The sequence below is a fragment of the Listeria farberi genome (assembly GCF_014229295.1).
GTDB lineage: Bacteria > Bacillota > Bacilli > Lactobacillales > Listeriaceae > Listeria > Listeria farberi.
In genome coordinates this window covers 1,398,159-1,421,109 of sequence record NZ_JAARZL010000001.1, presented here as the reverse complement: position 1 = coordinate 1,421,109, position 22,951 = coordinate 1,398,159, and the positions used below count along the sequence as shown (strand labels likewise).

25 protein-coding genes and 1 pseudogene are annotated in these 22,951 nt (G+C 37.9%); 24 read left to right on the top strand and 2 right to left on the bottom strand.

All coding sequences use genetic code 11. The annotated features are described in order from the left end of the window. The first annotated feature begins 63 nt into the window (after positions 1–63). From trpE to HCB38_RS07010, 11 genes are all read left to right on the top strand, one after another. Positions 64–1,428, top strand: coding sequence for an anthranilate synthase component I (gene trpE, locus HCB38_RS07060; protein ID WP_185318936.1), 1,365 nt, complete (start codon positions 64–66; stop codon positions 1,426–1,428). Next, positions 1,425–2,030, top strand: a complete 606-nt coding sequence (locus tag HCB38_RS07055) for an aminodeoxychorismate/anthranilate synthase component II (RefSeq protein WP_185637954.1) — start codon at positions 1,425–1,427, stop codon at positions 2,028–2,030. The genes trpE and HCB38_RS07055 overlap by 4 nt, the downstream gene beginning before the upstream one ends. Further along, positions 2,002–3,021, top strand: a complete 1,020-nt coding sequence (gene trpD / locus HCB38_RS07050; RefSeq protein WP_185637952.1) for an anthranilate phosphoribosyltransferase — start codon at positions 2,002–2,004, stop codon at positions 3,019–3,021. The genes HCB38_RS07055 and trpD overlap by 29 nt, the downstream gene beginning before the upstream one ends. Beyond that, entirely contained in the window at positions 3,018–3,776 is a 759-nt protein-coding gene (gene trpC, locus HCB38_RS07045) for an indole-3-glycerol phosphate synthase TrpC (protein ID WP_185637950.1), read from the top strand. Before trpD ends, trpC begins: the two co-directional genes overlap by 4 nt. Next, positions 3,773–4,384: a phosphoribosylanthranilate isomerase gene (locus tag HCB38_RS07040; RefSeq protein ID WP_185637948.1), complete on the top strand. Its 612-nt coding sequence runs from the start codon at positions 3,773–3,775 to the stop codon at positions 4,382–4,384. The genes trpC and HCB38_RS07040 overlap by 4 nt, the downstream gene beginning before the upstream one ends. Then, on the top strand, positions 4,384–5,586 hold the full coding sequence (gene trpB, locus HCB38_RS07035) for a tryptophan synthase subunit beta (RefSeq protein WP_185637946.1): 1,203 nt from the start codon (positions 4,384–4,386) through the stop codon (positions 5,584–5,586). Before HCB38_RS07040 ends, trpB begins: the two co-directional genes overlap by 1 nt. Further along, positions 5,579–6,352 (top strand): tryptophan synthase subunit alpha, encoded by a 774-nt coding sequence (gene trpA, locus HCB38_RS07030; protein ID WP_185637944.1) that lies wholly within the window; start codon positions 5,579–5,581, stop codon positions 6,350–6,352. Before trpB ends, trpA begins: the two co-directional genes overlap by 8 nt. A gap of 70 nt (positions 6,353–6,422) precedes the next feature. After that, entirely contained in the window at positions 6,423–6,860 is a 438-nt protein-coding gene (locus HCB38_RS07025; protein WP_185318929.1) for a hypothetical protein, read from the top strand. Between the two features lie 82 nt (positions 6,861–6,942). Further along, the gene (locus tag HCB38_RS07020) at positions 6,943–8,556 is read left to right on the top strand and encodes a putative polysaccharide biosynthesis protein (protein WP_185318928.1); all 1,614 of its coding nucleotides are present in this window, start codon (positions 6,943–6,945) and stop codon (positions 8,554–8,556) included. A 110-nt stretch (positions 8,557–8,666) separates the two neighbouring features. Continuing rightward, positions 8,667–10,280, top strand: a complete 1,614-nt coding sequence (locus HCB38_RS07015; protein WP_185637941.1) for a putative polysaccharide biosynthesis protein — start codon at positions 8,667–8,669, stop codon at positions 10,278–10,280. A gap of 9 nt (positions 10,281–10,289) precedes the next feature. Then, positions 10,290–10,943 (top strand): phosphatase PAP2 family protein, encoded by a 654-nt coding sequence (locus HCB38_RS07010; protein ID WP_185637939.1) that lies wholly within the window; start codon positions 10,290–10,292, stop codon positions 10,941–10,943. A gap of 36 nt (positions 10,944–10,979) precedes the next feature. Here HCB38_RS07010 and HCB38_RS07005 read toward each other — a convergent pair whose 3' ends face one another. Continuing rightward, positions 10,980–11,810 carry an NAD(P)H-hydrate dehydratase gene (locus HCB38_RS07005; protein WP_185637937.1) on the bottom strand — a complete coding sequence of 277 codons (831 nt, stop codon included), beginning with the start codon at positions 11,808–11,810 and terminating at the stop codon, positions 10,980–10,982. A gap of 104 nt (positions 11,811–11,914) precedes the next feature. Between HCB38_RS07005 and HCB38_RS07000 the strand changes: the two genes are divergently transcribed. The 9 genes from HCB38_RS07000 to HCB38_RS06960 all read left to right on the top strand — a co-directional run bounded on the left by HCB38_RS07000 (position 11,915) and on the right by HCB38_RS06960 (position 19,864). Beyond that, positions 11,915–12,328: an NUDIX hydrolase gene (locus HCB38_RS07000; RefSeq protein WP_185318924.1), complete on the top strand. Its 414-nt coding sequence runs from the start codon at positions 11,915–11,917 to the stop codon at positions 12,326–12,328. A gap of 74 nt (positions 12,329–12,402) precedes the next feature. After that, positions 12,403–13,815 carry a dipeptidase PepV gene (pepV, locus tag HCB38_RS06995; protein WP_185637935.1) on the top strand — a complete coding sequence of 471 codons (1,413 nt, stop codon included), beginning with the start codon at positions 12,403–12,405 and terminating at the stop codon, positions 13,813–13,815. Positions 13,816–13,927: 112 nt separating this feature from the next. Continuing rightward, entirely contained in the window at positions 13,928–14,797 is an 870-nt protein-coding gene (gene dat, locus HCB38_RS06990) for a D-amino-acid transaminase (RefSeq protein WP_185318922.1), read from the top strand. A 223-nt stretch (positions 14,798–15,020) separates the two neighbouring features. Continuing rightward, complete coding sequence (locus tag HCB38_RS06985) at positions 15,021–15,461, top strand: MarR family winged helix-turn-helix transcriptional regulator (RefSeq protein WP_185318921.1); 441 nt, start codon at positions 15,021–15,023, stop codon at positions 15,459–15,461. Next, the gene (gene mdrM, locus HCB38_RS06980) at positions 15,458–16,933 is read left to right on the top strand and encodes a multidrug efflux MFS transporter MdrM (protein WP_185318920.1); all 1,476 of its coding nucleotides are present in this window, start codon (positions 15,458–15,460) and stop codon (positions 16,931–16,933) included. The genes HCB38_RS06985 and mdrM overlap by 4 nt, the downstream gene beginning before the upstream one ends. A 205-nt stretch (positions 16,934–17,138) precedes the next feature. Further along, positions 17,139–17,921, top strand: a complete 783-nt coding sequence (locus tag HCB38_RS06975) for a phosphotransferase family protein (RefSeq protein WP_185607786.1) — start codon at positions 17,139–17,141, stop codon at positions 17,919–17,921. 6 nt (positions 17,922–17,927) lie between these two features. Then, complete coding sequence (trmB, locus tag HCB38_RS06970) at positions 17,928–18,572, top strand: tRNA (guanosine(46)-N7)-methyltransferase TrmB (RefSeq protein WP_185318918.1); 645 nt, start codon at positions 17,928–17,930, stop codon at positions 18,570–18,572. Positions 18,573–18,633: 61 nt separating this feature from the next. Then, complete coding sequence (locus HCB38_RS06965; RefSeq protein WP_185318917.1) at positions 18,634–19,482, top strand: YtnP family quorum-quenching lactonase; 849 nt, start codon at positions 18,634–18,636, stop codon at positions 19,480–19,482. Between the two features lie 133 nt (positions 19,483–19,615). Next, positions 19,616–19,864 (top strand): metal-sensitive transcriptional regulator, encoded by a 249-nt coding sequence (locus tag HCB38_RS06960; RefSeq protein ID WP_003762493.1) that lies wholly within the window; start codon positions 19,616–19,618, stop codon positions 19,862–19,864. Between the two features lie 36 nt (positions 19,865–19,900). On the opposite strand, the gene HCB38_RS06955 is transcribed toward HCB38_RS06960, so the two are convergent. After that, a complete protein-coding gene (locus tag HCB38_RS06955) occupies positions 19,901–20,212 on the bottom strand; it encodes a PepSY domain-containing protein (protein WP_003762492.1) in 312 nt (103 codons plus the stop codon). Positions 20,213–20,406: 194 nt separating this feature from the next. On the opposite strand from HCB38_RS06955, the gene HCB38_RS06950 reads away from it, so the two are divergent. From HCB38_RS06950 to HCB38_RS06935, 4 genes and pseudogenes are all read left to right on the top strand, one after another. Next, positions 20,407–21,480, top strand: coding sequence for a M42 family metallopeptidase (locus HCB38_RS06950; protein ID WP_185318916.1), 1,074 nt, complete (start codon positions 20,407–20,409; stop codon positions 21,478–21,480). Continuing rightward, positions 21,473–21,691 carry a hypothetical protein gene (locus tag HCB38_RS06945; protein WP_185318915.1) on the top strand — a complete coding sequence of 73 codons (219 nt, stop codon included), beginning with the start codon at positions 21,473–21,475 and terminating at the stop codon, positions 21,689–21,691. Before HCB38_RS06950 ends, HCB38_RS06945 begins: the two co-directional genes overlap by 8 nt. 110 nt (positions 21,692–21,801) lie before the next feature. Beyond that, a pseudogene (locus HCB38_RS06940) lies at positions 21,802–22,116 on the top strand (thioredoxin family protein); the annotation flags it as partial. Between the two features lie 34 nt (positions 22,117–22,150). Beyond that, positions 22,151–22,951 (top strand): DUF1444 domain-containing protein, encoded by an 801-nt coding sequence (locus HCB38_RS06935; protein ID WP_185637931.1) that lies wholly within the window; start codon positions 22,151–22,153, stop codon positions 22,949–22,951.

Genomic DNA, 22,951 nt, shown 5'->3' with positions numbered 1-22,951 from the left:
AAAGCATGATAGTAGGCTTTTTCAGAGGGCTTTTTTTATTTTAATGAAGAAGGGATGATTTAAATGAGAAAAATGAAAAGAATGGATGCAGATACTTTAACCGCGATTTTAGCCTTTCAACGTCTTTCCGGAACAGGCAAAAGCTTACTTGAAGGAGCTACAAAAGATGCAGAGGCAGGGAGATATTCTATTATTGCTATCAATCCTGTGCATGAAATTAAAGTATATCAACATGAATATTATATAGACGGGGCACTTCAATTAGTGGCAGATCCTTTAAAGGAAATTGAACTATTTATTGAAAAAGCAAAGACGGAGGAAGAAAGCTTACCTTTAGATTCAGGGGCAATTGGTTATGTTGGGTATGACGTTATTGCACTTTATGAAAATTTAGGTGATATACCAGTCGAAACGCGGGACATGCCAGATATTCGCTTTTATATATATGAAAGCTTTGTCATCATAGATCATCAAGCGGAAGAACTTATTTTAGTGCAAGATAATTGCTACTCTGGGAGAAGTGAAGCAGAACTAGATAAGGCGCTTGAAGCGATGTTTTTAGAACTTACAACGCCAAAAAAAGATGAACACAAAGCAGTTCAAGTTCCCAAAATGACTTACAAAAGCAATTATACAAAAGAGGAGTATATGAACTTAGTCAAAAAAGCGAAAACCTATATTCAAGATGGCGATTTTTTTCAAATAGTACTTTCTCAGCGATTAGAGGCAGATTTTACAGTGAAGCCGTTTGATTATTACCGGAAATTACGGTTATTAAATCCTTCTCCTTATCTCTTTTTCATTGATTTTGGCGATACAGTCTTAATTGGTTCTTCACCAGAGAGTTTAATTAAAACGAAAGGACGGACTGTTACGACGAATCCAATTGCTGGTACAAGGCGACGCGGGGCAACAAAGCAAGAAGATGAAATGTTGGCAACGGAATTATTATCCGATGAAAAAGAACTTGCAGAGCATCGAATGTTAGTGGATTTAGGACGAAATGATATTGGGAAAATTGCAGAAACGGGTTCGGTGCATGTACCAGTATATTTGACTATTGAACGTTACCGATTCTTGATGCATTTAGTTTCCGTTGTCGAAGGTACATTAAAACCAGGGTTAAGCGCGATGGATGCTCTTCGGTCGACGCTTCCGGCTGGTACAGTTAGCGGAGCACCAAAAATAAGAGCCATGGAGCGAATCTATGAATGGGAAAATGTAAAACGTGGCCCCTATGCTGGCGCGGTCGGCTACTTAACGAAAAATGGTGATTCTGATTTTGCTCTTTCGATTAGAACGATGGTACTTCATAATGGAAAAGCTTATGTGCAAGCTGGTGCAGGGATTGTTTATGATTCAGAACCTGAGAGTGAATACTTGGAAACATTACAAAAAGCGAAAGCCCTTTTGGAGGTGGGAGAATGATTTTATTAATTGATAACTATGATTCTTTTACGTTTAATTTAGAGCAGTATTTGGCAGAGTTTAGTGAAGTGATAGTGAAACGGAATGATGCGGCTGATTTAATGGAAGTAGCAGCTTTGGCTGAGGGTATTGTTCTTTCACCGGGGCCAGGAAAACCAAGTGAGGCAGGGCTATTAGAAGAAGTAGTTGCAAAATTTGCAAAAGAAAAGCCTTTACTTGGGATTTGTTTGGGACACCAAGCGATTGGCGAAGTATTTGGCGGAGAAGTAAAACGAGCAAAGCAAATTCGACATGGAAAAGTTTCCACTATGCGTCAAACCGCTGGAGCAATCTTTGCTAATTTGCCAGAAGAAATGCCTGTGATGCGTTATCATTCTTTAATAGTAGATAAAAACACGCTGCCACAAGTTTTGGAGGTGTTAGCAGTAGCGACGGACGATACAGAAGTGATGGCAATGAAAGTAAAAAATTATCCGGTTTATGGTTTGCAATTTCATCCTGAATCAATTGGTACGAATGATGGAAAACAAATGATGGAAAACTTTATTCATATAGTGGAAGGGGCGCGAACAAATGGAAATCTTACTACAAAAAGTATATGACCAAGAAAATTTATCCAAAGAAGAAATGAATATTGTTGCAACAGAAATTTTTGAAGGACGACTTTCAAAAACGAAAATCGCTGCTTTCCTAATGGCGCTTAAAGTCAAAGGAGAAACAGCGGAAGAAATGACTGGAATAGCAGAAGCGATGCAGCAAGTTGCGGTTCAAGTGGATTTCCCAGCTGGAACTGCGATGGATAATTGCGGAACTGGCGGAGATAAATCGAATAGTTTTAATATCAGTACAACGTCGGCATTCGTCCTGGCAGCAGCAGGGATTCCAGTGGCAAAACATGGGAATAGAAGTATTTCTAGCCGTTCAGGTAGTGCGGATGTTTGTCAGGAATTAGGAGTTGATATTAATATGCGTCCTGAAGATATGACTTATTTACTTGAAAAAGTAGGGATCGCCTTTTTATTCGCGCCCCATGTTCACCCTAATATGAAATACGTGATGGATGTTCGTAAAGAGCTTGGAACGCCAACTATTTTTAATTTGATTGGACCTTTAACTAACCCGGTTCATCTCGAAACACAATTAATGGGTATTTATCGTCGTGATTTAATTAGACAAACTGCGGAAGTTTTAGGACAACTTGGACGAAAACGAGCAGTTGTTTTAAATGGCGCTGGTTTTATGGATGAAGCTTCTCTAGCCGGCGAAAATCATTACGCATTATATGACAGTGGGGAAGTTCACTTATATACACTAAAACCTGAAGAAGTTGGTTTAACTAGCTATCCGCTAGAAGCAATTAGGGGCGGAGATGCAAAAGAAAATGCAGCCATTCTTCGTAGTATACTTGCCGGCGAACCGGGAGCCTATTTAGACACTGTTTTGCTAAATGCCGGATTTGGTTTATTCGCAAATGGCAAGGTAAAAACAGTAAAAGAAGGCGTTGATTTAGCCCGCGACCTAGTTAGAAGTGGTTTAGCTAAACAAAAATTGCAAGATTTAATAACTTATCAAAAAGAGGTGCTAGCGAAATGACATTTTTGGAAGAAATTTTAGCTCAAAAAGCAGTAGAGGTTGCTGAAATGCCATTAGAACAAGTAGCAGAAAAACGGAAAACTTATTCGTTTTATGAATTTTTAAAAGAAAATACAGATAAGGTGCAACTTATCGCGGAAGTAAAACGTGCTTCTCCCTCTAAAGGAGAAATCAATATGGATGTGAATCCGGTTCTGCAAGCTAAGTCTTATCAAGCAGCAGGGGCTGGAATGATTTCCGTTTTGACAGATCCTATTTTTTTCAAAGGTTCGATTGAAGACTTGCGAGAAGTAGCGGGAAATGTGGGAATTCCTGTACTTTGTAAAGATTTTATTATCAGTGAAAAACAATTAATTCGTGCTCGAAATGCAGGAGCAACGGTTGTATTGCTAATTATTTCGGCGCTTACAGAAGAGAAGCTAATCACATTATTTAAACAAGCTCTGGCGCTTGATTTGGAAGTGTTAGTGGAAGTGCATGACCAGAAAGAATTAGCTGTGGCTCAAAAGATTGGGGCTAAACTCATTGGCGTAAACAACCGGAACTTGCACACGTTTGAAGTGGATATTGCAATAAGTGAGATACTTTCAAGTGAGTTTTCATCGGATGCTTGTTTCATAAGCGAATCAGGTTTTAAAATAGCAGACGATGTTAATCGAGTTAGTAAAGAATATAATGCGGTACTTGTTGGAGAAGCGCTTATGCGAGACAAAACTCCCCAAAATGCAGCAGAAAGTTTGAAGGTGAAACGATGATTGTAAAAATTTGTGGATTGAAAAAAAGCCTCGATGTAAAAGCTGCAGTCGAGAATGGTGCGGATATGATTGGTTTCGTTTTTGCGAAAAGTAAACGCCAAGTTACGATTGAACAAGCGCACCAATTAGCTAAAAACATCCCACCTAATATTAAGAAAGTTGGCGTTTTTGTTAACCCGACTGAAGAAGAGTTAACAGCTGCTATTAAAGGTGTACCACTAGACATTGTGCAACTCCATGGTCAAGAACCGACCGAGCAAGCAGGCCGTATTGATGTCGAAGTAATTAAAGCTTTTCCAGTTAAAGAGGGTAAACTTCCTAACAATATAAATGATTATTCAAATGCCTATATCTTACTTGATGCTCCAGCAGAAGAATACGAGGGTGGCAGTGGGAAAACTTTTGATTGGGATAAAATAAATAGTAATCTACTAATAAAAAATAAATTGATTATTGCTGGTGGGTTAAATGCCGAAAACGTGAAAGAAGCTATTAACCGCTTTGAACCATATGCTGTAGATATTTCCTCTGGCGTAGAAACAAATGGTGAAAAAGATCCTGAAAAAATTAAAGTCTTCATTAAAACAGCAAAAGGAGTTGGAAAATAATGACATATCAAGCACCTGATGAAAATGGTTTTTACGGAAAATTCGGTGGCAGATTTGTGCCAGAAACCTTAATGAAAGCAGTGAAAGAATTAGATGAAGCGTACCGAGCTTCCAAAACAGATGCAGCTTTTCAAAAAGAATTAAACTACTATTTAAAAGAATATGTAGGCCGGGAAACGCCGCTTTATTTTGCGGAACAACTTACTGCCTATGCTGGCGGGGCTAAAATCTATTTAAAACGAGAAGATTTAAACCATACTGGAGCGCATAAAATTAATAATACGATTGGTCAAGCGTTACTTGCTAGGCAAATGGGCAAGCAAAAAGTAGTGGCAGAAACCGGAGCGGGTCAACATGGTGTGGCTACAGCGACAGTAGCAGCACTTTTTAATATGGAATGTACTATTTTCATGGGAGAAGAAGATGTGAAACGTCAATCGCTCAATGTATTTAGAATGGAGCTGCTTGGTGCAAAAGTTGTCAGCGTGAAAGCGGGTAGTCGTACGTTGAAAGATGCCGTAAATGAAGCGCTGCGGTTCTGGGTGGCGAATGTGGAAGATACGCATTATATTATGGGATCTGTTCTAGGACCTCATCCGTTCCCAGAAATTGTTCGTGATTACCAAAGTGTCATCGGAACAGAAGCACGTAAACAACATCTCGAGAAAGAAGGTAAGTTACCTGAAGCAATTGTGGCTTGTGTTGGAGGCGGGAGTAACGCGATGGGCTTATTTTATCCATTTGTGGATGATTCTTCTGTTCAAATGCACGGTGTGGAGGCAGCTGGTCATGGTCTTGAAACAGAATTCCATGCAGCCACGATTTCTAAAGGTGAAATTGGCATTTTGCACGGGGCCATGATGGATGTTTTACAAGACGAAAATGGACAAATTTTGGAAGCTTTCTCCATTTCTGCGGGATTAGATTATCCTGGTATTGGTCCGGAGCATAGCTTTTTCCGTGACTTAGGTCGTGCAGCGTACCATTCTGTTACCGATGATGAAGCCGTTGAAGCATTTCAACTTTTATGTCGTACAGAAGGAATCATTCCTGCACTCGAAAGCTCGCACGCGATTAGTTATGCAGTTAAACTTGCAAGCCAGATGCGTCCAGAAGAAAGTATGGTCGTTTGTTTATCTGGTCGCGGAGATAAAGATGTTAATCAACTAAAGGAACGCTTGGAGGGACAAATAAATGACTAAAACATTAACGAACAAACTCGCAAAAAAAGAGCATGCTGCTGTTGTTACTTATATTATGGGAGGAGATAGTGGTCTAGATAATTTAGAAGAACAGTTATTATTTCTAGAAGGCTCGGGTGTGAGCGCGATTGAAATTGGTATTCCTTTTTCTGATCCGGTTGCCGACGGTCCGATTATTCAACTTGCTGGGTTACGTGCTTTAAAGGAGCAAGTGAGTTTAGAAGCCATTTTAAATAAATTGGCTAGGAGTAAAGTGCAAATTCCGCTAATTATTATGAGTTATATTAATCCGATTTTTCATTTAGGTATCCCGAAATTTGTTGAATTGGTGCAGAAAACGCCGGTGAAAGGGCTTATTATTCCTGATTTACCTTATGAGCACCAAACACTGATTACGCCAGAACTTCAAGGGACAGATATCGCACTTATTCCGCTTGTTTCATTGACAAGTCCGAAAGAGCGCCTCGAAGAAATTGCGAAACAGGCAGAAGGGTTTATTTATGCAGTAACAGTTAACGGAACTACTGGTGTGAGAAATGAATTTGATACCCATATTGATAGTCACTTAGCTTACTTAAAAAGTATTAGTCCTGTTCCTGTTCTTGCAGGTTTTGGAGTTTCTTCTATTGAACATGTCGAAAAATTTGCGCGTGTTTGTGATGGCGTGATTATTGGAAGTAAGGTCGTACAAATGTTGCATGATGGGGAAACGAGTGAATTAGGTGCATTTTTACAAAATGCAGCGGAAGTTCCAATCGAAAACTAATTACTACTTACAATTTCTCTTTAAATATGGTAAAGTCTGGTGTATAGAATGTTAAAGAGGAGTTGTAAGGATGTCTGTTGAGGTAAAACCAGAGCATGCAAGAATGCTCAATAATACAAAAAATGTAACACTTGGAATAGCGATTGTATCTACTATTCAAGCCGTTTTAAGTACAGTTTCTATTGTGGGGCTTTTTGCACTACAACAAAGAAAAGAAGTACTTGCAAATGCAAATGCAACCGCTGTCGTTCAAAATACGATTATGACGACAACGATTATGGCGGTTATTTGTATCGCATTTACGATAATGTTATTTCTTTCTTATAACAAACTTAGAAAAGGCATTATAATTACTCCGCTTGTTTTTTATTTATATGGTGCGTTTACCATTCTTGGTGTCGTTTTATCAATGATTAATAGTGGTGTGAACTTTGTTTCGCTTGTTTTACCAGCAGTACTACTTGCTCTTAGTGTAACTTGTATTTTAAATCTTAGAAGAATGCGTTAAAAGTAGTAATGTAAGAATGATTTTTACATAATCCACCTAAAGACAGACTTAAAAGAAAAAATCAATTGAGGTAATGGAAATTATGAGTTCAAAATTAATGCGAGGAACGGCCGTACTTACTGCTGGGACATTATTATCCAAAATTTTAGGGATTTTGTATGTCATTCCATTTTACTGGATTGCTGGCGGGGAAGAGGCAACTATTCTCTATCAATATGGGTATGTTCCTTACCAAATTTTCTTAAATATCGCGACTGCTGGAGTTCCATTAGCAGTTGCTAAGTACATTTCTAAATATAATTCGTTAAATGAATATGCTTTAAGTCAAAGATTGTATAGGTCTAGTACGTATTTGATGATATTTACCGGGATTGTTAGTTTTTTAATTATGTATATTTTTGCACCGCTACTCGCTGGGATGCAAGAGGTTAGTGGCGGAACGAGTATTGAAGATATTACAACGGTTATTCGTGCAGTGAGTTTTGCGTTACTGATTATTCCTGTAATGAGCTTACTCCGCGGTTATTTCCAAGGATTTCATTCAATGGGACCTTCTGCTGTATCACAAGTAATTGAACAAGTAGCAAGAATTGTTTTCCTACTTGCAAGTACGTATATTGTGCTTCATCTTATTGGTGGAAGCCTTGTAACAGCGATGAGCTTAGCAACTTTTGCGGCTTTTGTTGGAGCTTTTTTCAGTTTAATTTGTTTACTTTGGTATTACCGAAAACGTAAATCAGGTATTCAAAAAATGATTGCTGGCAGTGAAAATAAATTACAAGTGTCGACGTTACATTTATTAAAAGAAATTTCTATCTCTGCCGTGCCTTTCATTATAGTAGGAATGGCGATGTCATTATATCAACAAATTGATTTATTCACCTTTGCGCGTGTTTTAACATACGATGGTATGCCTGGAAAAGCAGCGGAAGATTTACTTTCAATTTTCAACTTTTCTGTCCAAAAAATCATTATGATTCCGGGGACATTGGCGTTGGCGTTTTCGATGACACTCGTTCCACTTGTGGCTGCTTCTTTTCATAAAGGACATATTCGCGAAGTACACCGTCATCTAACTGCTGTTTTTCAAGTATTACTATTTTTAATCGTGCCGGCTTGTTTAGGGATAGCGCTCTTAGCTGATCCACTCTATACGATATTTTATGGTTATAATGCTGATGGATCTATGTTGCTTAGTTTTTTCGCGCCATTTGCAATTTTTTTCTCCTTATTTAGTGTTACAGCTGCGATTCTGCAAGGTATTGACGAACAACGTTATACGGTACTTAGTTTACTTCTCGGGTTACTAACAAAATCAGTGCTACAAATGCCACTAATATTACTTCTTGGTGCAAAAGGTGGCGCTCTTGCGACGGGACTTGGCTACATCGTTTCCGTACTTTTCACCATTTTTATTATTAAAAAATATGCTCATTATTCATTTAAGTATATTATTAGACGCCTAGTGTTAATTCTTGGAATAAGTTTTGTGATGTTAGTTAGTGTTTGGCTCATTTATCATGGGCTTGCATTATTCTTAAATCCGCATGCAAGATTAACTGCATTAGTTATTGTTTTTATATCAGCTGGAACAGGGGTTTACATTTATGCCTTTTTAGCTGCAAAAGCAGGGCTACTAAACTATATTCTAGGTGACCGGATGTATAAAATTCGCAAAAAACTTCATTTAATTTAAACTTTTTGTAAAGAACAAGCCGATATTTATTTGGGTTTGTTCTTTTTTTTTAAAAGAGTTAATGGTAAAGTAAACAAGGATGTATAATTTAATGTAAAGGAAGTTAGACGATGGGTTCAAAACTGCTCAGAGGAACATTTATTCTGACGCTAGGGACATTAATTTCTAAAGTGCTCGGAATATTGTATGTGATTCCGTTTTATGCAATTATTGGAGGAGATGAACCAGCGCTTCTATATAATTTCGGTTATGTGCCGTATCAATTATTCTTAAGCATTGCAACTGCTGGGATTCCGCTGGCTGTTGCTAAATATATAGCAAAGTATAATGCGATGGAAGAATATGCTGTAGGTAGACGTTTATTTAAAACCGGGGTATATTTAATGATTTTCTCCGGCATTGTCTGTTTCCTAGCAATGTATGGACTTGCTCCAACGCTTGCTCGTATGCAACAACTAGAGGGCGGCTATAGTTTAGCAGATGGCATTCAAGTTATTCGTGCCGTTAGTTTTGCCTTACTAATTATTCCAGTAATGAGTTTACTTCGAGGCTTTTTCCAAGGATATAATTCGATGGGGCCTTCTGCTGTATCCCAAGTATTAGAACAAGTTGTTCGGATTATGTTTTTACTTGCCGGGACTTTTATTGTCATGTATGTACTTGATGGGAATGTGGTAACAGCTATTAGTATCGCTACTTTTTCCGCTTTTGTCGGCGCTTTTGCAAGTCTGCTTTTACTGCTTTGGTATTTTTATAAACGAAAACCTGGACTTGATCGAATGCTTTTAGAAGATAGAGGGACAGTGAAAATTTCTATCCCAACACTTTATAAAGATATTATTCTTTCGGCCATTCCTTTTATTATTGTTGGTTCAGCTACATCGCTTTATCAATTGATTGACCAGTTTACACTAGGACGAGTATTAGAATATATAGGTATTTCTCCAGAACTAGTGAATTCTTATGTGGCAATTATTAACTTTGATGTACAAAAATTAATTATGATACCTGGTACACTAGCAATTGCATTTTCGATGGCGCTTGTTCCACTTGTTACAGGTGCTTATGTAAGAAAAGAATATGCACAAGTGAAACGTCAACTTAATGATGTTTTTCAAATTTTGTTATTTTTAACAATACCTGCTTGTTTTGGAATTGCGATGCTAGCCAGACCACTATTTACGGTGTTTTTCTCACCTAGTGATAATGGTACAGCATTACTACAACTTTTTGCGCCAATCGCTATTTTATTCTCCTTATTTAGCGTATCTGCTGCAGTCCTTCAAGGGATTGATGAACAACGATTTACCGTACTTGGTTTATTACTCGGTTTACTGGCTAAATCAGTTCTTCAAATGCCGCTCATTATGTTATTTGAGGCAAAGGGATCCATTATTGCAACCGGAATTGGCTATGCGGTATCTTGTATTTTCATGCTGCTTATTATTAAGAAATATGTTCGTTTTTCGTTCAAAGTTATTTTACGGCGAACGGTACTTTTCTTTGGGATGACGGCTTTAATGGGACTTGTAGTTATTGCACTTTATATTATGATGTCTAACTTTGTAACAACAGACCGGAAAATTCCTGCATTAATGATTACAATCGTTTGCGGCGGGGTAGGTGCAATTTTCTATGGTTACATGGCATTTAAACTCCACTTATCCGATAAATTATTTGGGCCACGTGGAACGAGACTGCGTGAAAAATTAAGAATTCGCTAGGAGGATTATATGAAAAAAACACCATTTATTATTAGCGGTATCGGTCTCCTTGGATTTATTTTCTTTATGACAGGCGTTATGACCGGTGCAAAGTGGATTCAACGTTTTGACTATTATTGGAATAGTGTTATCCGTGTGGGTATTACGGATGCTAAAACTACCTTGATTTCTTATCTAACGGATATTGGTGGGGTAGCTACCATTTGTATTTTAACGGCAATCCTTATCGTTATATTTGTATTTATGCGAAAAGTGGATATGGCGATTTGGTTTGGCGGTATTGTTTTAATTGGTGGAGCACTCATTCCTTCGATTATTAAAAATATCGTCCAACGTCCAAGGCCTACCTATAAATTAATCGAACAAGGTGGATTTAGTTTTCCAAGTGGACATTCAACTGGTTCAACAGTATTTTATGGAATGCTTGCTTTCTTGTTAATTCTATACGTGAGCCGCAGATGGCTTCGATTTACAATTGGTATTCTAGCGTTAGGTCTTGTTATTTTCATCATGTATTCGCGTGTTTACTTAGGGGTTCATTTTCCAAGTGATGTGGTTGCAGGGTTCTTAATTGGTAATGCAGCGCTTTTCAGCGGAATCGGATGTTACTTCATTTGGAATGAAAAATTAGCATTATGGGCGAGTAGATTTAAAAAAGCATAGAAAAAATCCTCTCTTTTAAAAAGGGAGGATTTTTTATTAAGCATGTTCATCTGTTTCACTAAAAATTTTCAAGTAAGTTGGTAATTCTTCGGCGATTTCGGTTGGAAGTACCACATAGCGTTTTTTTGCTAAAATTTCGCCGATATAGCTGTGAAGGAAGACTGCGGCTAGTGTGCCGGTAATTGGCTTTTCGGTTTGAGCCATTAATCCACAAATTGTGCCCGCAAGCGTATCCCCCATACCGCCAGTCGCCATCGCTGGCGTTCCATACATGTTTTGCCAAGCGAACTCACCGGAATACACTTTCGTACGATGACCTTTAAGTACGATTGTTGCGTCAATAGCAAGCGCTACATCAGTTGGTGTTACGGCATCTGGCGCTAATACTTTAAGCCTTTCCCATTCTCCAGCATGAGGCGTAAAAGTTAGTTTCGCGGCAGGATGGGGATTTTCTCCTTTTGCATAAATAGTAATCCCATCACCATCAATAATTACTTGTTGCTGTTCGGTTGATTTTTCTAAAACTAAACGAAAAATTTCTTCCGCATAGGCATCAAGTCCAAGCCCAGGACCAATTAATATCGTATCAAATTGGCTGATTTGTTCGCTGAGACTCGAGATATTTTCATAATCAATAAACATGCATTCAGGTATTCTTGTTTGAAGAGCAGGACGGTTAACACTATCGGAGGCCACGGTTGTTAAACCAGCACCACTTTTGACACAAGCTTCAGCCGCCATAATAGCAGCGCCACCAAATTGTTTATTTCCAGCGACGATTAAAACACGCCCGTAATCACCCTTATGTGTTTCATCTTCGCGTTTAGGAATCCAAGCGCACATTGCTTTTGGTGTTATTTTTTTCATTTTTGTAAAACCTCCTTATGACACTGGCTTTTATCTACTCAACCGGGTAAAATAAAGAACAGATAAATCATGTTTATCTTAAATGATAAGGAGGCTTTTGTAAAATGAAACCTATATATCCTGCAGTGAAAGCAGTTATCGTAAAAGACGGGAAATTTTTAGCATTAAAGAAAAAAGGGGTAGAAGGAGAAGTTTTTGAACTTCCTGGAGGCCGAATGAATTACGGTGAAACACATGGGGAAGCTCTTTTTAGAGAAGTTTATGAGGAAACTAAATTACAAGTACAGCCATTTATTTTATATGATACATGGGAATTTTTTCATAAGGACTTCCAAATTACCGGTGTTATTTATTTAGTGGAAATGCCAGAAGGAGGAGAAATCGAATTATCCGATGAACACGAAGAATATCGCTTTTTACCACTAGAAAAAGAAAGTTTAAACATAATGGATATCGTTTTTTCTGCACGCATGGAACGCTGGGATTTTGAAGCAATTAAAGGTTTTATGAGAAAATAGGGAGTTCCGGCTTCCAAGCTACGTAAAAACAGTTTACAATAGAGAAGATAAGTTTGAAGGAGGGAATAACAATTATGACAGAAATTAATTGGCAAAAAGAAGTGGAATCACGCAAAGATGATTTCTTAGAAGATTTAAAAGGGCTTCTTCGCATTCCGAGTGTTCGCGATGACAGTAAAAAAACAGAGGATGCGCCGTTTGGACCAGACGTGAAACGCGCGCTCGACTATATGATTGAACTTGGTAAAAAAGACGGCTTCACAGCGAAAGAAGTTGCAAACGTAGCAGGACACCTTGAATATGGCCAAGGAGAAGAACTAGTTGGCGTTTTAGGGCATGTCGATGTAGTACCAGTTGGTGATGGTTGGACGAACGGACCATTCGAACCAACTTTACGCGACGGCAAATTATACGCTCGTGGGGTTGCGGACGATAAAGGCCCAACAATCGCAGGTTACTATGCACTGAAAATCATTAAAGAGCTAGGTTTACCACTTTCTCGCCGTGTTAGAATCATTGTTGGTTCTGATGAAGAAAGCGGTATGAGCTGTGTGGAACGTTATTTTGAAACAGAAGAACAACCAACACTTGGTTTTGTTCCTGATGCAGAATTCCCAATCATTCACGCAGAAAAAGGTATCTCAGAACTAGATGTATCTTTTAAAGATGGTGAAGCAAGCGGGGAAGCGGCTTTCCGTTTACTTAGCGTTGAATCAGGCGAGCGTTACAATATGGTTCCTGATCATGCGACAGCTATTTTAGAAGACGTAAAAGACTTTGATAAAGTAGCAAGTGCATTCAAAAACTTCCTAGCAAACCATCCAGTAGAAGGAACATTAGAAGAAAACGGCAAATCCATTAAAATTAATATTGTCGGTAAATCTGCGCATGCGATGGAACCGAATAACGGAGTAAATGCTGGTCTTCATTTAGTAGCTTTCCTTGGTAAATTCAAGCTGACTGGTGCGGCAAATGATTTCGTAACATTTGGTCGTGACTATCTATTCGGCGATTCCCGCGCAGTTAAATTAGGTATTAGCTATGAAGACGAAGAAAGCGGCGAACTAACAATGAACGTTGGCGTTATCCGTTATGATGTTGCAGAAGGTGGTAAATACGGTCTTAATTTCCGTTACCCAGTTACTGCTAGCATGGATAAACTTAAAAATAAAATGCAAACAGTTGTCTATGAGTACAACGCGCAGTATACACATTACGATGATTCCAAACCGCTTTTCGTACCAAAGGATCATCCACTTATTCAAACTCTACAAGAAGTGTATACAAAACAAACAGGGGAAGAAGCTACCTTGCTCGCGATTGGTGGCGGAACTTATGCACGTCATATGGAGACTGGTGTTGCGTTCGGAGCACTATTCCCAGGCCGTGAAGACACGATGCACCAAAAAGATGAATTCAGTTATTTTGATGATTTATTAAAAGCTACTGCAATTTATGCAGAAGCGCTTTACAAATTAGCAAAGTAAGAGGTATAATTGAAAAAATTAACTGCTGCAAGGCTTAGTTTTGCGGCAGTTTCTTTGTTTCATTAAGTTTTTAGATAGTTCCAAAAATTAACTATGCAAGGAGAGACTCAAGATGAAAGTATTAGTAAATAACCATTTAGTGGAAAGAGAAGATGCCACAGTTGACATCGAAGATCGCGGATATCAGTTTGGTGATGGCGTATATGAAGTAGTTCGTCTATATAATGGAAAATTCTTTACTTATAATGAACACATTGATCGCTTATATGCTAGTGCAGCAAAAATTGACTTAGTTATTCCTTATTCCAAAGAAGCATTACGTGAGTTATTAGAAAAATTAGTTGTTGAAAATAACATTCATACAGGGAATGTCTATTTACAAGTGACTCGTGGTGTTCAAAATCCACGTAATCATGTAATGCCTGATGATTTCCCATTAGAAGGTGTATTAACAGCAGCCGCTCGTGAAGTACCGAGAAATGAGCGTCAATTCATTGAAGGTGGAACAGCGATTACAGAAGAAGATGTACGCTGGTTACGCTGCGATATTAAGAGCTTAAATCTACTAGGAAATATTCTAGCAAAAAATAAAGCACACCAACAAAATGCTTTGGAAGCTATCCTGCACCGCGGGGAACAAGTTACGGAATGTTCTGCTTCTAACGTTTCTATTATTAAAGATGGAGTTCTATGGACCCATGCGGCAGATAACTTAATTTTAAATGGTATTACTCGTCAAGTTATCATCGATGTTGCGAAAAAGAATGGTATTCCTGTTAAAGAAGCTGATTTCACTTTAACAGATCTTCGTGAAGCGGATGAAGTGTTCATTTCAAGTACAACTATTGAAATTACACCTATTACGCATATTGACGGAATTCAAGTAGCTGACGGAAAACGTGGACCAATTACCGCGCAACTTCATCAATATTTTGTAGAAGAAATTACTCGTGCGTGTGGCGAATTAGAATTTGCAAAATAATAAACTAAAACCTTCCTTTTTTAGGGAGGTTTTTTTAGATTTAGTTACCTATGTAAAAAATTATATAACTTTTTTAAGTCGTTGAAGCTTCTTATTTGGCTCCGCTTTCAAACTAAAACTTACGCTTTAAAGCAATTGACAAATTTTTTTGAAGGTGTATAATTCAAAAGGCTAATAGTTCGTATGCGAAATATTTGGAGGCGAACGATACGGAGGGAAGTTAATGGACGAGAAATTAGTAAAAGAGGTAATTTTCTCTTTTCGTGAAGTGCAACGAAAAACGCATCATGTGTTAGCAGAAGAGGCTGCTAATCGTGAAATCACTACAACACAATTACTTGCAATTAGAGAACTACAAAAAGAGTCGGATTTGACACTTGGTGAACTGGCAGAACGCATGAAACTGGGGAAAAGTACTGTGTCTGGCATTGTTGATCGATTAGTAAAAGCTGGATTTTTAAAAAGAACAAGAAATGAAAGCAACCGTCGTGCGCTTAGTTTGGAATTAACTGAAAAAGGAGCGACGAAAGCTGCAGAAACCTATCATGTGTTTTTTAACCGCTTAGAACCTATTCTGGAAATTGGCGAAGATAGGTTAAAAGAAATGTTAGATATACATCAAGAGATAATTACAATTTTAGAAAGGGAAGGTGCAAGAAATTGAATATGAAAGCAGCAAGTACATCAGTGAAGCGTAACGGAATTTTAATTGTTATGCTGATGGGCGCCTTTGTTACGATTCTCAACCAAACGTTGATGAATGTCGCTCTACCAAGTATTATGAAAGATTTTGGAATTACCGCCAGTCAAGGACAATGGTTATCGACTGGTTTTATGTTAGTAAATGGTGTTATGATTCCGATGACAGCCTTTTTAATTGAAAGGTTTACGACTCGTCAACTTTACTTATTTGCGATGATTACTTTTGCAATTGGTACTGCGATTGGTGGATTTGCAACTGATTACACAATGCTTATAGCTGGTCGTATGGTACAAGCAATTGGCGCTGGTATTGTCATGCCGCTTCTGACTGTGGTTGTATTAAACTTATTCCCGATGGAACGAAGAGGACGAGCAATGGGCTTAATTGGTCTAGCTATGAACTTTGCCCCAGCAATTGGTCCGACACTCTCAGGTTGGATTGTTCAGCAATATGATTGGCGTAATTTATTCTTTATTATTATTCCATTTGCAATACTTGATATTGTAGTAGCAATCTTCTTACTTAAAAATGTCGGTAAAAGAACTTTCCCGAAACTCGATATACTCGGAGTAATTATGTCAACTGTTGGGTTCGGTAGTTTATTACTTGGATTTAGTAACGCCGGAGATCACGACTGGTTAACTTGGAAAGTAGCCGGATTTATTATTCTTGGTTTAGTGGTATTAGGTATCTTTATCCGTTATCAATCAAGCAACAAAGCGCCACTTCTTAATTTTAAAGTATTTAAATATCCAACATTTGCACTTACAACAGCAATTAGTTTCTTTGTTGTGATGGGACTTTTTGGCGGTATGTTGTTACTACCGATTTTCTTACAAACTGTTCGAGGATTTTCACCGCTTGAATCTGGTTTAGTTCTTTTACCTGGTGCGCTTGTTACCGCTATACTTTCGCCGGTGACTGGAGTTATGTTTGACCGGTTTGGAGCGAAGTATTTATCTTTAGTAGGATTAGTTATTATGGCAGGTTCAACGTTTATGTTTACAAATTTAGATGAATCAACAACTTTAACTTTTATTATTATCATTCAAACTATTCGTTCAGCAGGTATGGCGATGGTAATGATGCCACTTCAAACAGCTGCACTCAATTCGCTACCACTAAAACTAGCATCTCATGGTTCGGCGATGTTTAATACGATGAGACAAGTAGCTGGCTCGATTGGTACAGCGGCACTTATTACTGTAATGTCAAAAAGTGCTGCAAGTTTTGCAGATAAACTAGGCCCAGCAGATGTAATAGGAAAAACAAAAGCAGAAGTTGCTAATCATGTGCTTATTCACGGAATTGAAACAGCCTTTTTAGTCGCAGGAATTCTTTCTGTAGTAGCTTGTATTTTAGCTTTATTTATTCAAAAAAATAGAAGTGCAATGGATCCAATTGTCACTAAAACAGAAGAAGTAAAAAATTAATAAAAAGCGCATTCCATTTTAATGAGAATGCGCTTTTTTCATGCAAAATAGTCCGCTATATAAAAAAATACGCAGAACGAACATATGTTGACTTGACGAGAGCGCTTAAGAGAAGTAAAATCATGAATAGTTACCAATTTGTTCGGAAGTGAAATAAACAGGGGATAATGAAGTTGCAAAGAGCTAATAAAAGGTGTGCATGTAAATGAAAGATAATTTTTTTGGGAGAGAATATGACATAGCGCCGGCCGGTGGAGAAACTGGTCAAGCATTTGTTGCAACACATGAAGACGAAAAATTCTTTTTAAAAAGAAATTCTTCGCCTTTTTTAGCGGCGCTTTCAGTAGAGAACATTGTTCCAAAGCTCGTCTGGACAAGGAGAGTAGAAAACGGAGATGTTATCACTGCGCAAAAATGGGTAAATTGTCATATTTTAACTCGGGAGGAAATGATTGGTCCAAGAGTAGCAAAACTCTTGGCGAAAATTCACCACTCGGAAAACTTGCGTCATATGCTCGGGAAAATCGAAAACTGTTATTTTTCTGCTCACCAATTACTTGCTCGTTTAAAAGCAGAAGTTGAAGTAAAAAATGAAGCTGCGAAAGCAATGCAAACAGCGATTGAGTATTTAGAACAAAATATTATAGCTGTTGAGAATGTGGATTATGTTGTTTGTCACGGGGATGTAAACCATAATAATTGGATTATATCGGAAGAAAATGAATTATTTCTTGTTGATTGGGACGGTGCAATGCTTGCTGATGCTGCAAACGATTTAGGAATGATATTATACCAATATATCCCGCGTAAAGATTGGGAAGATTGGCTTTCTAACTATGGAACGACATTAACTAACGAATTACATCGTAAATTAAAATGGTATACACTTTGCCAAACGGTCATGCAACTTACTACTAACCACTCTGAAGAAGCATGCGAACGAGCAAAACAAATTTTTCAAAATGCAATAGAAGATGATGAGGTGTAAAGAAAGATGCGTGTAAAACATAAACCATGGGCAAAAGATCGATTAGAAGAATTTCCAGCGATCTATATTAAAAACCCAGAAGATTTCAAGGGAAGCTGGCACGAAGTATTTGGCAATAATAATCCTATCCATATTGAAATTGGTTCTGGTAAAGGCCAGTTTATTAGCGGGATGGCAAAAGCAAATCCTGAAATTAACTATATCGGCATTGAAATGATTGAAAGCGTCCTAGTTTCTGCACTTGATAAAGCAATTGAAGCAGAAGTACCTAATTTGCGACTTGTAGCAAGAGATGCCAAAATGCTGGAAGAATCTTTTGAAAAAGGAGAAATAGCACAAATTTATTTAAATTTCTCTGATCCGTGGCCCAAAAAACGGCACACAAAACGTAGACTAACGAATCCAAACTTTTTAACCATTTATGAGCGATTATTACCAAAAGCAGGGGAGATTCATTTCAAAACGGATAATCGTAGCTTGTTCGAATATTCGTTAGTGGCTTTTTCTGAATATAATATGTTACTAACTTTTGTATCACTTGATTTGCATAATAGCGATTACGAGGGGAATATAAAAACTGAATACGAAGAAAAATTTTCAGCTAAAGGATTCCCAATCTATCGTCTTGAAGCAAAATTTGATAGAAATTAACTAGGATAAACCAGGTGCATTTGCTGCATCTGGTTTTTATTTTTAATTGGAGGCGTTAAAAATGGATTCCATTCAAATTGGAGAAATAAAAGTTTATTGGTTGCGTGGAGGCTATACTCATTTTGATGGCGGAGCAATGTTTGGAGTTGTCCCAAAACCTTTATGGGAGAAAAAATATCCGGCAAACGAAAAAAATCAAGTAGCCAATGTAACTGATCCGATGTTTTTTCAGTATTTAGGGAAAAATTATCTAATTGATAGCGGGTTAGGGAACGGGCGATTAACTGAAAAACAAAAGCGTAATTATGGGGTAACCGAAGAGTCTTTTGTATTAGAAGATTTAGCAAAAATAAATATTGCCCCTGAGGATATAGACTACTGTTTAATGACACATTTACATTTTGATCACGTTCTAGGTTTGACAGGTTGTTCAGAAGAGGGTTATTATTCTATTTTCCCAAATGCGGAGATTTGGACTTCTGAAATTGAATGGGACGAAATGCAACACCCGAATATTCGTTCAAAAGCAACTTATTGGCAAGAAAACTGGCAAGCAATAAAAGGGCAAGTCCGCACATTTACAAAAGAAAAGCATTTTAATGATGCAATTAAAATGGCCCACACTGGAGGACATAGTGCTGGACATTCGGTTGTTTGGTTTGAATCAAACGGAGAACGAGCGATTCATATGGCAGATATTTTTCCGACATTTGCTCACCAAAATATTTTATGGGTAACGGCATATGATGATTATCCTATGACATCCATCGCGGCAAAACAAGATATTTTCGAGCAAATTTTTGGGAAAAATTATTGGTTTTTATCGTATCATGATGCTAGATTTCGAGCAGTTAGAATTGGTGCAAATGGGGAAACTGACGCGGAACTAAAAATAGAAAATCGAAATTAAGAAGTGGAATTCCGCTTCTTTTTTTGAGGGTATTTTTATTTTGTGTTATTATATAACTTATAAAGCTTTATTCAAAGCCGAAAACATAACCTGGGGAGGGGGTTGTTTTCCGTTATACTATAAGGGGGTATATATGAAAAACGAACAAAAGAAAGCGCTAGTAACAAGGTTCGCGAAGATTGAAGGTCATGTGCGTTCAATCAAAAATATGACAGAGGAAGATCGTGATTTAGAAACAATTATGCAACAAATAGCAGCCGTTAAAAAAGCAATGGATGCAGCTGCAAAAGTGATTTATACAGAACAAATGAAAGAACTGATTGAGCAAGGCGTGGTGGACGAAGCTGTTATTAAAAAGAAAATTGACAGTTTTATTCGTTAAAAAAACGACTACCCACTTGGGTAGTCGTTTTAATTTTTAGGCTAAATACACATCAATGATTGTTCCTGTGTTAGCGTCTGCGATAAATTCGAATTGTTTTTTCTCGCCTTCACGAATGCAAGTGATACCACCGTGGTATACGAATGTATCAATAGCGAATTTTTTGTAGTGTTGCTTTTTTAGTTGAATCCAAGAACCTTCAATAGGTCCTTCTTGTTTGAATGCATTTTTTACATTTTCTAAGATGACGTCTCCTGAAATTGTTTTATCGCTAAGTAAATAATGATAAACAAGGTGTCCAGCTGCTGCTCCTGCTCCAACGCCGGCAATGAAAGCTTTCCAGTTCATCGCTTTTCCTCCCTAGTGTTGTCTATTCTATTTAAAGACGTTTTTGAACATCTCTTTTAACCATTATACTACAAATTTTTGATTATAAAAGGATTTTTGAACGCGCTTTCGATAAAAGGGAGAAGTAAGGCGAGCGGAAACATATTTTATTTGCTATAATAAAAGAGATTTCAGACGGAAAGAGATGATTATTAATGGAAAAAGAAACGTTAGCAATGTTTAAAGAATTAACGGAACTTCAAGGTACTTCAGGTGATGAACATAGAATTCGTGCGTTTATGCGAAAAGAACTTGAACCGGTTTCCGATGAAATTATCCAAGATGGCTTAGGTGGCATTTTTGGTGTGCGACACGGAGCCGCTGATGGTCCGCGCGTATTAGTTGCGGCCCATATGGATGAAGTTGGCTTTATGGTAACACAAATTACAGAAAATGGTTTGATTCGTTTCCAAACAATTGGTGGTTGGAATCCGCAAGTTTTACAAGCGCAACGTGTGCAAATTATGGCGCCAAGTGGTCCTGTAATTGGGGTTGTGGCTTCTGTTCCTCCGCATTTGTTATCAGAAGCGGAACGTAGCAAACCGACTGACCCGAAAAACTTACTTATTGATATTGGTGCGGATGATAAAGCGGATGCGGAAAAAATCGGTATTAAACCAGGGCAATTTATTGTTCCTGTAGCTGAATTCACTCCACTTGCGAATCCAAAGAAAATTTTAGCTAAAGCGTGGGATAACCGTTATGGTGTCGGTCTTGCAATTGAGCTTATGAAAGAATTAAAAGGGGAATCTTTACCGAATACGCTTTTTGCTGGTGCAAATGTGCAAGAAGAAGTTGGACTTCGCGGTGCAGGTGTTAGTGCCAATATGGTTCAACCAGATTTGTTTTTTGCGCTAGATGCTAGTCCTGCCAATGATACAACTGGGAATAAATCGCAATTCGGTCAAATTGGCCAAGGTTTCTTATTACGTATTTTTGACCGGACAATGATTATGCACCGTGGTATGCGTGAATTTTTACTTGATACTGCGGAAACAAATAAAATTCCATATCAATATTTTGTTTCGCCTGGTGGAACGGATGCTGGAAAAGTGCACACGTCACTTAGTGGTATTCCGAGTGCGGTAATTGGTGTTCCGGCTAGATATATTCACTCATCTAACTCGATTTTACACGTGGATGACTATGCGGCGGCGAAAGAAATGATTACAACGCTTATCCGCGGTCTGGATAAAACAACTTTTGAAACCATTAAAAACAATGCGTAAAATAATCAAAAGACCAGTATTTTTGGTTGGATTTCTACTTTTGGTAGCAAGTCTAGTGTTCTTAGTAGGTTACGCTACAGGGATACCTTACCTTCGCGATGCTGAAATTGGCTGGATTATTACCACCCTAATTGCGGGAGTGATGACGTTAATCGTTGGTTATTTTAATTATTATATAGAAAAGAAAAAAACGCAATCTAAAGTCCGGTGAAAAGTTTGGCTCTTATAACAGAGCCGGACTTTTTTCATGAGCGTTATTCTGGACGAAAGTTAGCTAAGGCGTTAGGATTTAACTAGTATGAAAGAAGAAGGAGCGAACAAAAAATGAAAAACTTAGAAACAGTAGAACAATTTAATGAGATAAAAGCGGGAGGCAAATCTGTTTTTATGTTTAGCGCAGATTGGTGCGGCGATTGTAAATATATTGAACCTGTAATGCCAGAAATTGAAGCTGAAAACGAGGATTTCGTTTTTTATCATGTAGATCGAGATGAATTTATTGATTTATGTGCTGATTTAGCTATTTTTGGAATCCCTAGTTTCCTTGCTTTTGAAGATGGTGAAGAAGTAGGGCGTTTTGTTAGTAAAGATAGAAAAACGAAAGAAGAAATTAATGATTTTCTAGCTGCAATATAAAAAGTGACTGCTTTTTATGGAAGGGGAGGCGCCTATGGCAAAAATGACCACATTAAAAATGAAAGAACGACTAGAGAAGGAGCTGGATAAACCTAACCGGCAGTTTGCTTACGATCGAGATAGTGACACGCTTTCGGTTACTCAAAATGGCAAAAAAGTAACTTTGGCTATCCCGCAAATCATCGCAAATTATGAAAACGATGGTGAAGCTGCGATTGAAAAGATTATTTACTATGTCGAAGAAGGTTTTCTGGCTGCATCCGGAAATATTGAACTTAAAAACAATACAGCGAATATTTTCCCTGTTGTTAGAGCGACTTCTTTTCCGAATACCACCAAAGCGGGAGAGGCGCTATTAACAGATGAACATACCGCCGAAACGAAAATTTTCTATGCACTTGATTTAGGAAAATCCTACCGTTTCATCGAAAAAAATATGCTGGAAAAAGAAGGATTATCCCATGAAGAGGTCAGAAAAGCAGCCTTCGATAATCTAAGAAAACTGGAAATTCCGCTAAAAAAAGATTCGGTTAATGGAAATGATTTTTATTTCGTGCGTACAAATGACGGCTATGATGCGAGTCGTTTGCTAAATGTTGATTTTCTTCAGCAAATGCGCGAAAAGCTAACTGGAGAAATGGTGCTTGCTGTGCCGCATCAAGATGTTTTAATTATTGGTGCTATTAAAGATAATACCGGCTATGACGTTTTGGCTCACATGACGATGGACTTTTTCGCAGATGGTCTTGTGCCGATTACCTCTTTGCCATTTGTATATAATAATGGTAAACTTGAACCGATATTTATAATGGCAAAAAACAGATTAAAGGAGTAG

Coding starts and splice junctions, on each gene's coding strand:
- trpC (WP_185637950.1), top strand. CDS start 3,018: ATGACATTTTTGGAAGAAATTTTAGCTCAAAAAGCAGTAGAGGTTGCT.
- HCB38_RS06975 (WP_185607786.1), top strand. CDS start 17,139: ATGAAAGATAATTTTTTTGGGAGAGAATATGACATAGCGCCGGCCGGT.
- trpA (WP_185637944.1), top strand. CDS start 5,579: ATGACTAAAACATTAACGAACAAACTCGCAAAAAAAGAGCATGCTGCT.
- HCB38_RS07040 (WP_185637948.1), top strand. CDS start 3,773: ATGATTGTAAAAATTTGTGGATTGAAAAAAAGCCTCGATGTAAAAGCT.
- HCB38_RS06945 (WP_185318915.1), top strand. CDS start 21,473: ATGCGTAAAATAATCAAAAGACCAGTATTTTTGGTTGGATTTCTACTT.
- HCB38_RS06955 (WP_003762492.1), bottom strand. CDS start 20,212: ATGAACTGGAAAGCTTTCATTGCCGGCGTTGGAGCAGGAGCAGCAGCT.
- pepV (WP_185637935.1), top strand. CDS start 12,403: ATGACAGAAATTAATTGGCAAAAAGAAGTGGAATCACGCAAAGATGAT.
- HCB38_RS07055 (WP_185637954.1), top strand. CDS start 1,425: ATGATTTTATTAATTGATAACTATGATTCTTTTACGTTTAATTTAGAG.
- dat (WP_185318922.1), top strand. CDS start 13,928: ATGAAAGTATTAGTAAATAACCATTTAGTGGAAAGAGAAGATGCCACA.
- trpE (WP_185318936.1), top strand. CDS start 64: ATGAGAAAAATGAAAAGAATGGATGCAGATACTTTAACCGCGATTTTA.
- HCB38_RS06950 (WP_185318916.1), top strand. CDS start 20,407: ATGGAAAAAGAAACGTTAGCAATGTTTAAAGAATTAACGGAACTTCAA.
- HCB38_RS07025 (WP_185318929.1), top strand. CDS start 6,423: ATGTCTGTTGAGGTAAAACCAGAGCATGCAAGAATGCTCAATAATACA.
- trmB (WP_185318918.1), top strand. CDS start 17,928: ATGCGTGTAAAACATAAACCATGGGCAAAAGATCGATTAGAAGAATTT.
- HCB38_RS06935 (WP_185637931.1), top strand. CDS start 22,151: ATGGCAAAAATGACCACATTAAAAATGAAAGAACGACTAGAGAAGGAG.
- trpD (WP_185637952.1), top strand. CDS start 2,002: ATGGAAATCTTACTACAAAAAGTATATGACCAAGAAAATTTATCCAAA.
- HCB38_RS07005 (WP_185637937.1), bottom strand. CDS start 11,810: ATGAAAAAAATAACACCAAAAGCAATGTGCGCTTGGATTCCTAAACGC.
- HCB38_RS07010 (WP_185637939.1), top strand. CDS start 10,290: ATGAAAAAAACACCATTTATTATTAGCGGTATCGGTCTCCTTGGATTT.
- trpB (WP_185637946.1), top strand. CDS start 4,384: ATGACATATCAAGCACCTGATGAAAATGGTTTTTACGGAAAATTCGGT.
- HCB38_RS07015 (WP_185637941.1), top strand. CDS start 8,667: ATGGGTTCAAAACTGCTCAGAGGAACATTTATTCTGACGCTAGGGACA.
- HCB38_RS07000 (WP_185318924.1), top strand. CDS start 11,915: ATGAAACCTATATATCCTGCAGTGAAAGCAGTTATCGTAAAAGACGGG.
- HCB38_RS06985 (WP_185318921.1), top strand. CDS start 15,021: ATGGACGAGAAATTAGTAAAAGAGGTAATTTTCTCTTTTCGTGAAGTG.
- HCB38_RS06965 (WP_185318917.1), top strand. CDS start 18,634: ATGGATTCCATTCAAATTGGAGAAATAAAAGTTTATTGGTTGCGTGGA.
- HCB38_RS07020 (WP_185318928.1), top strand. CDS start 6,943: ATGAGTTCAAAATTAATGCGAGGAACGGCCGTACTTACTGCTGGGACA.
- HCB38_RS06960 (WP_003762493.1), top strand. CDS start 19,616: ATGAAAAACGAACAAAAGAAAGCGCTAGTAACAAGGTTCGCGAAGATT.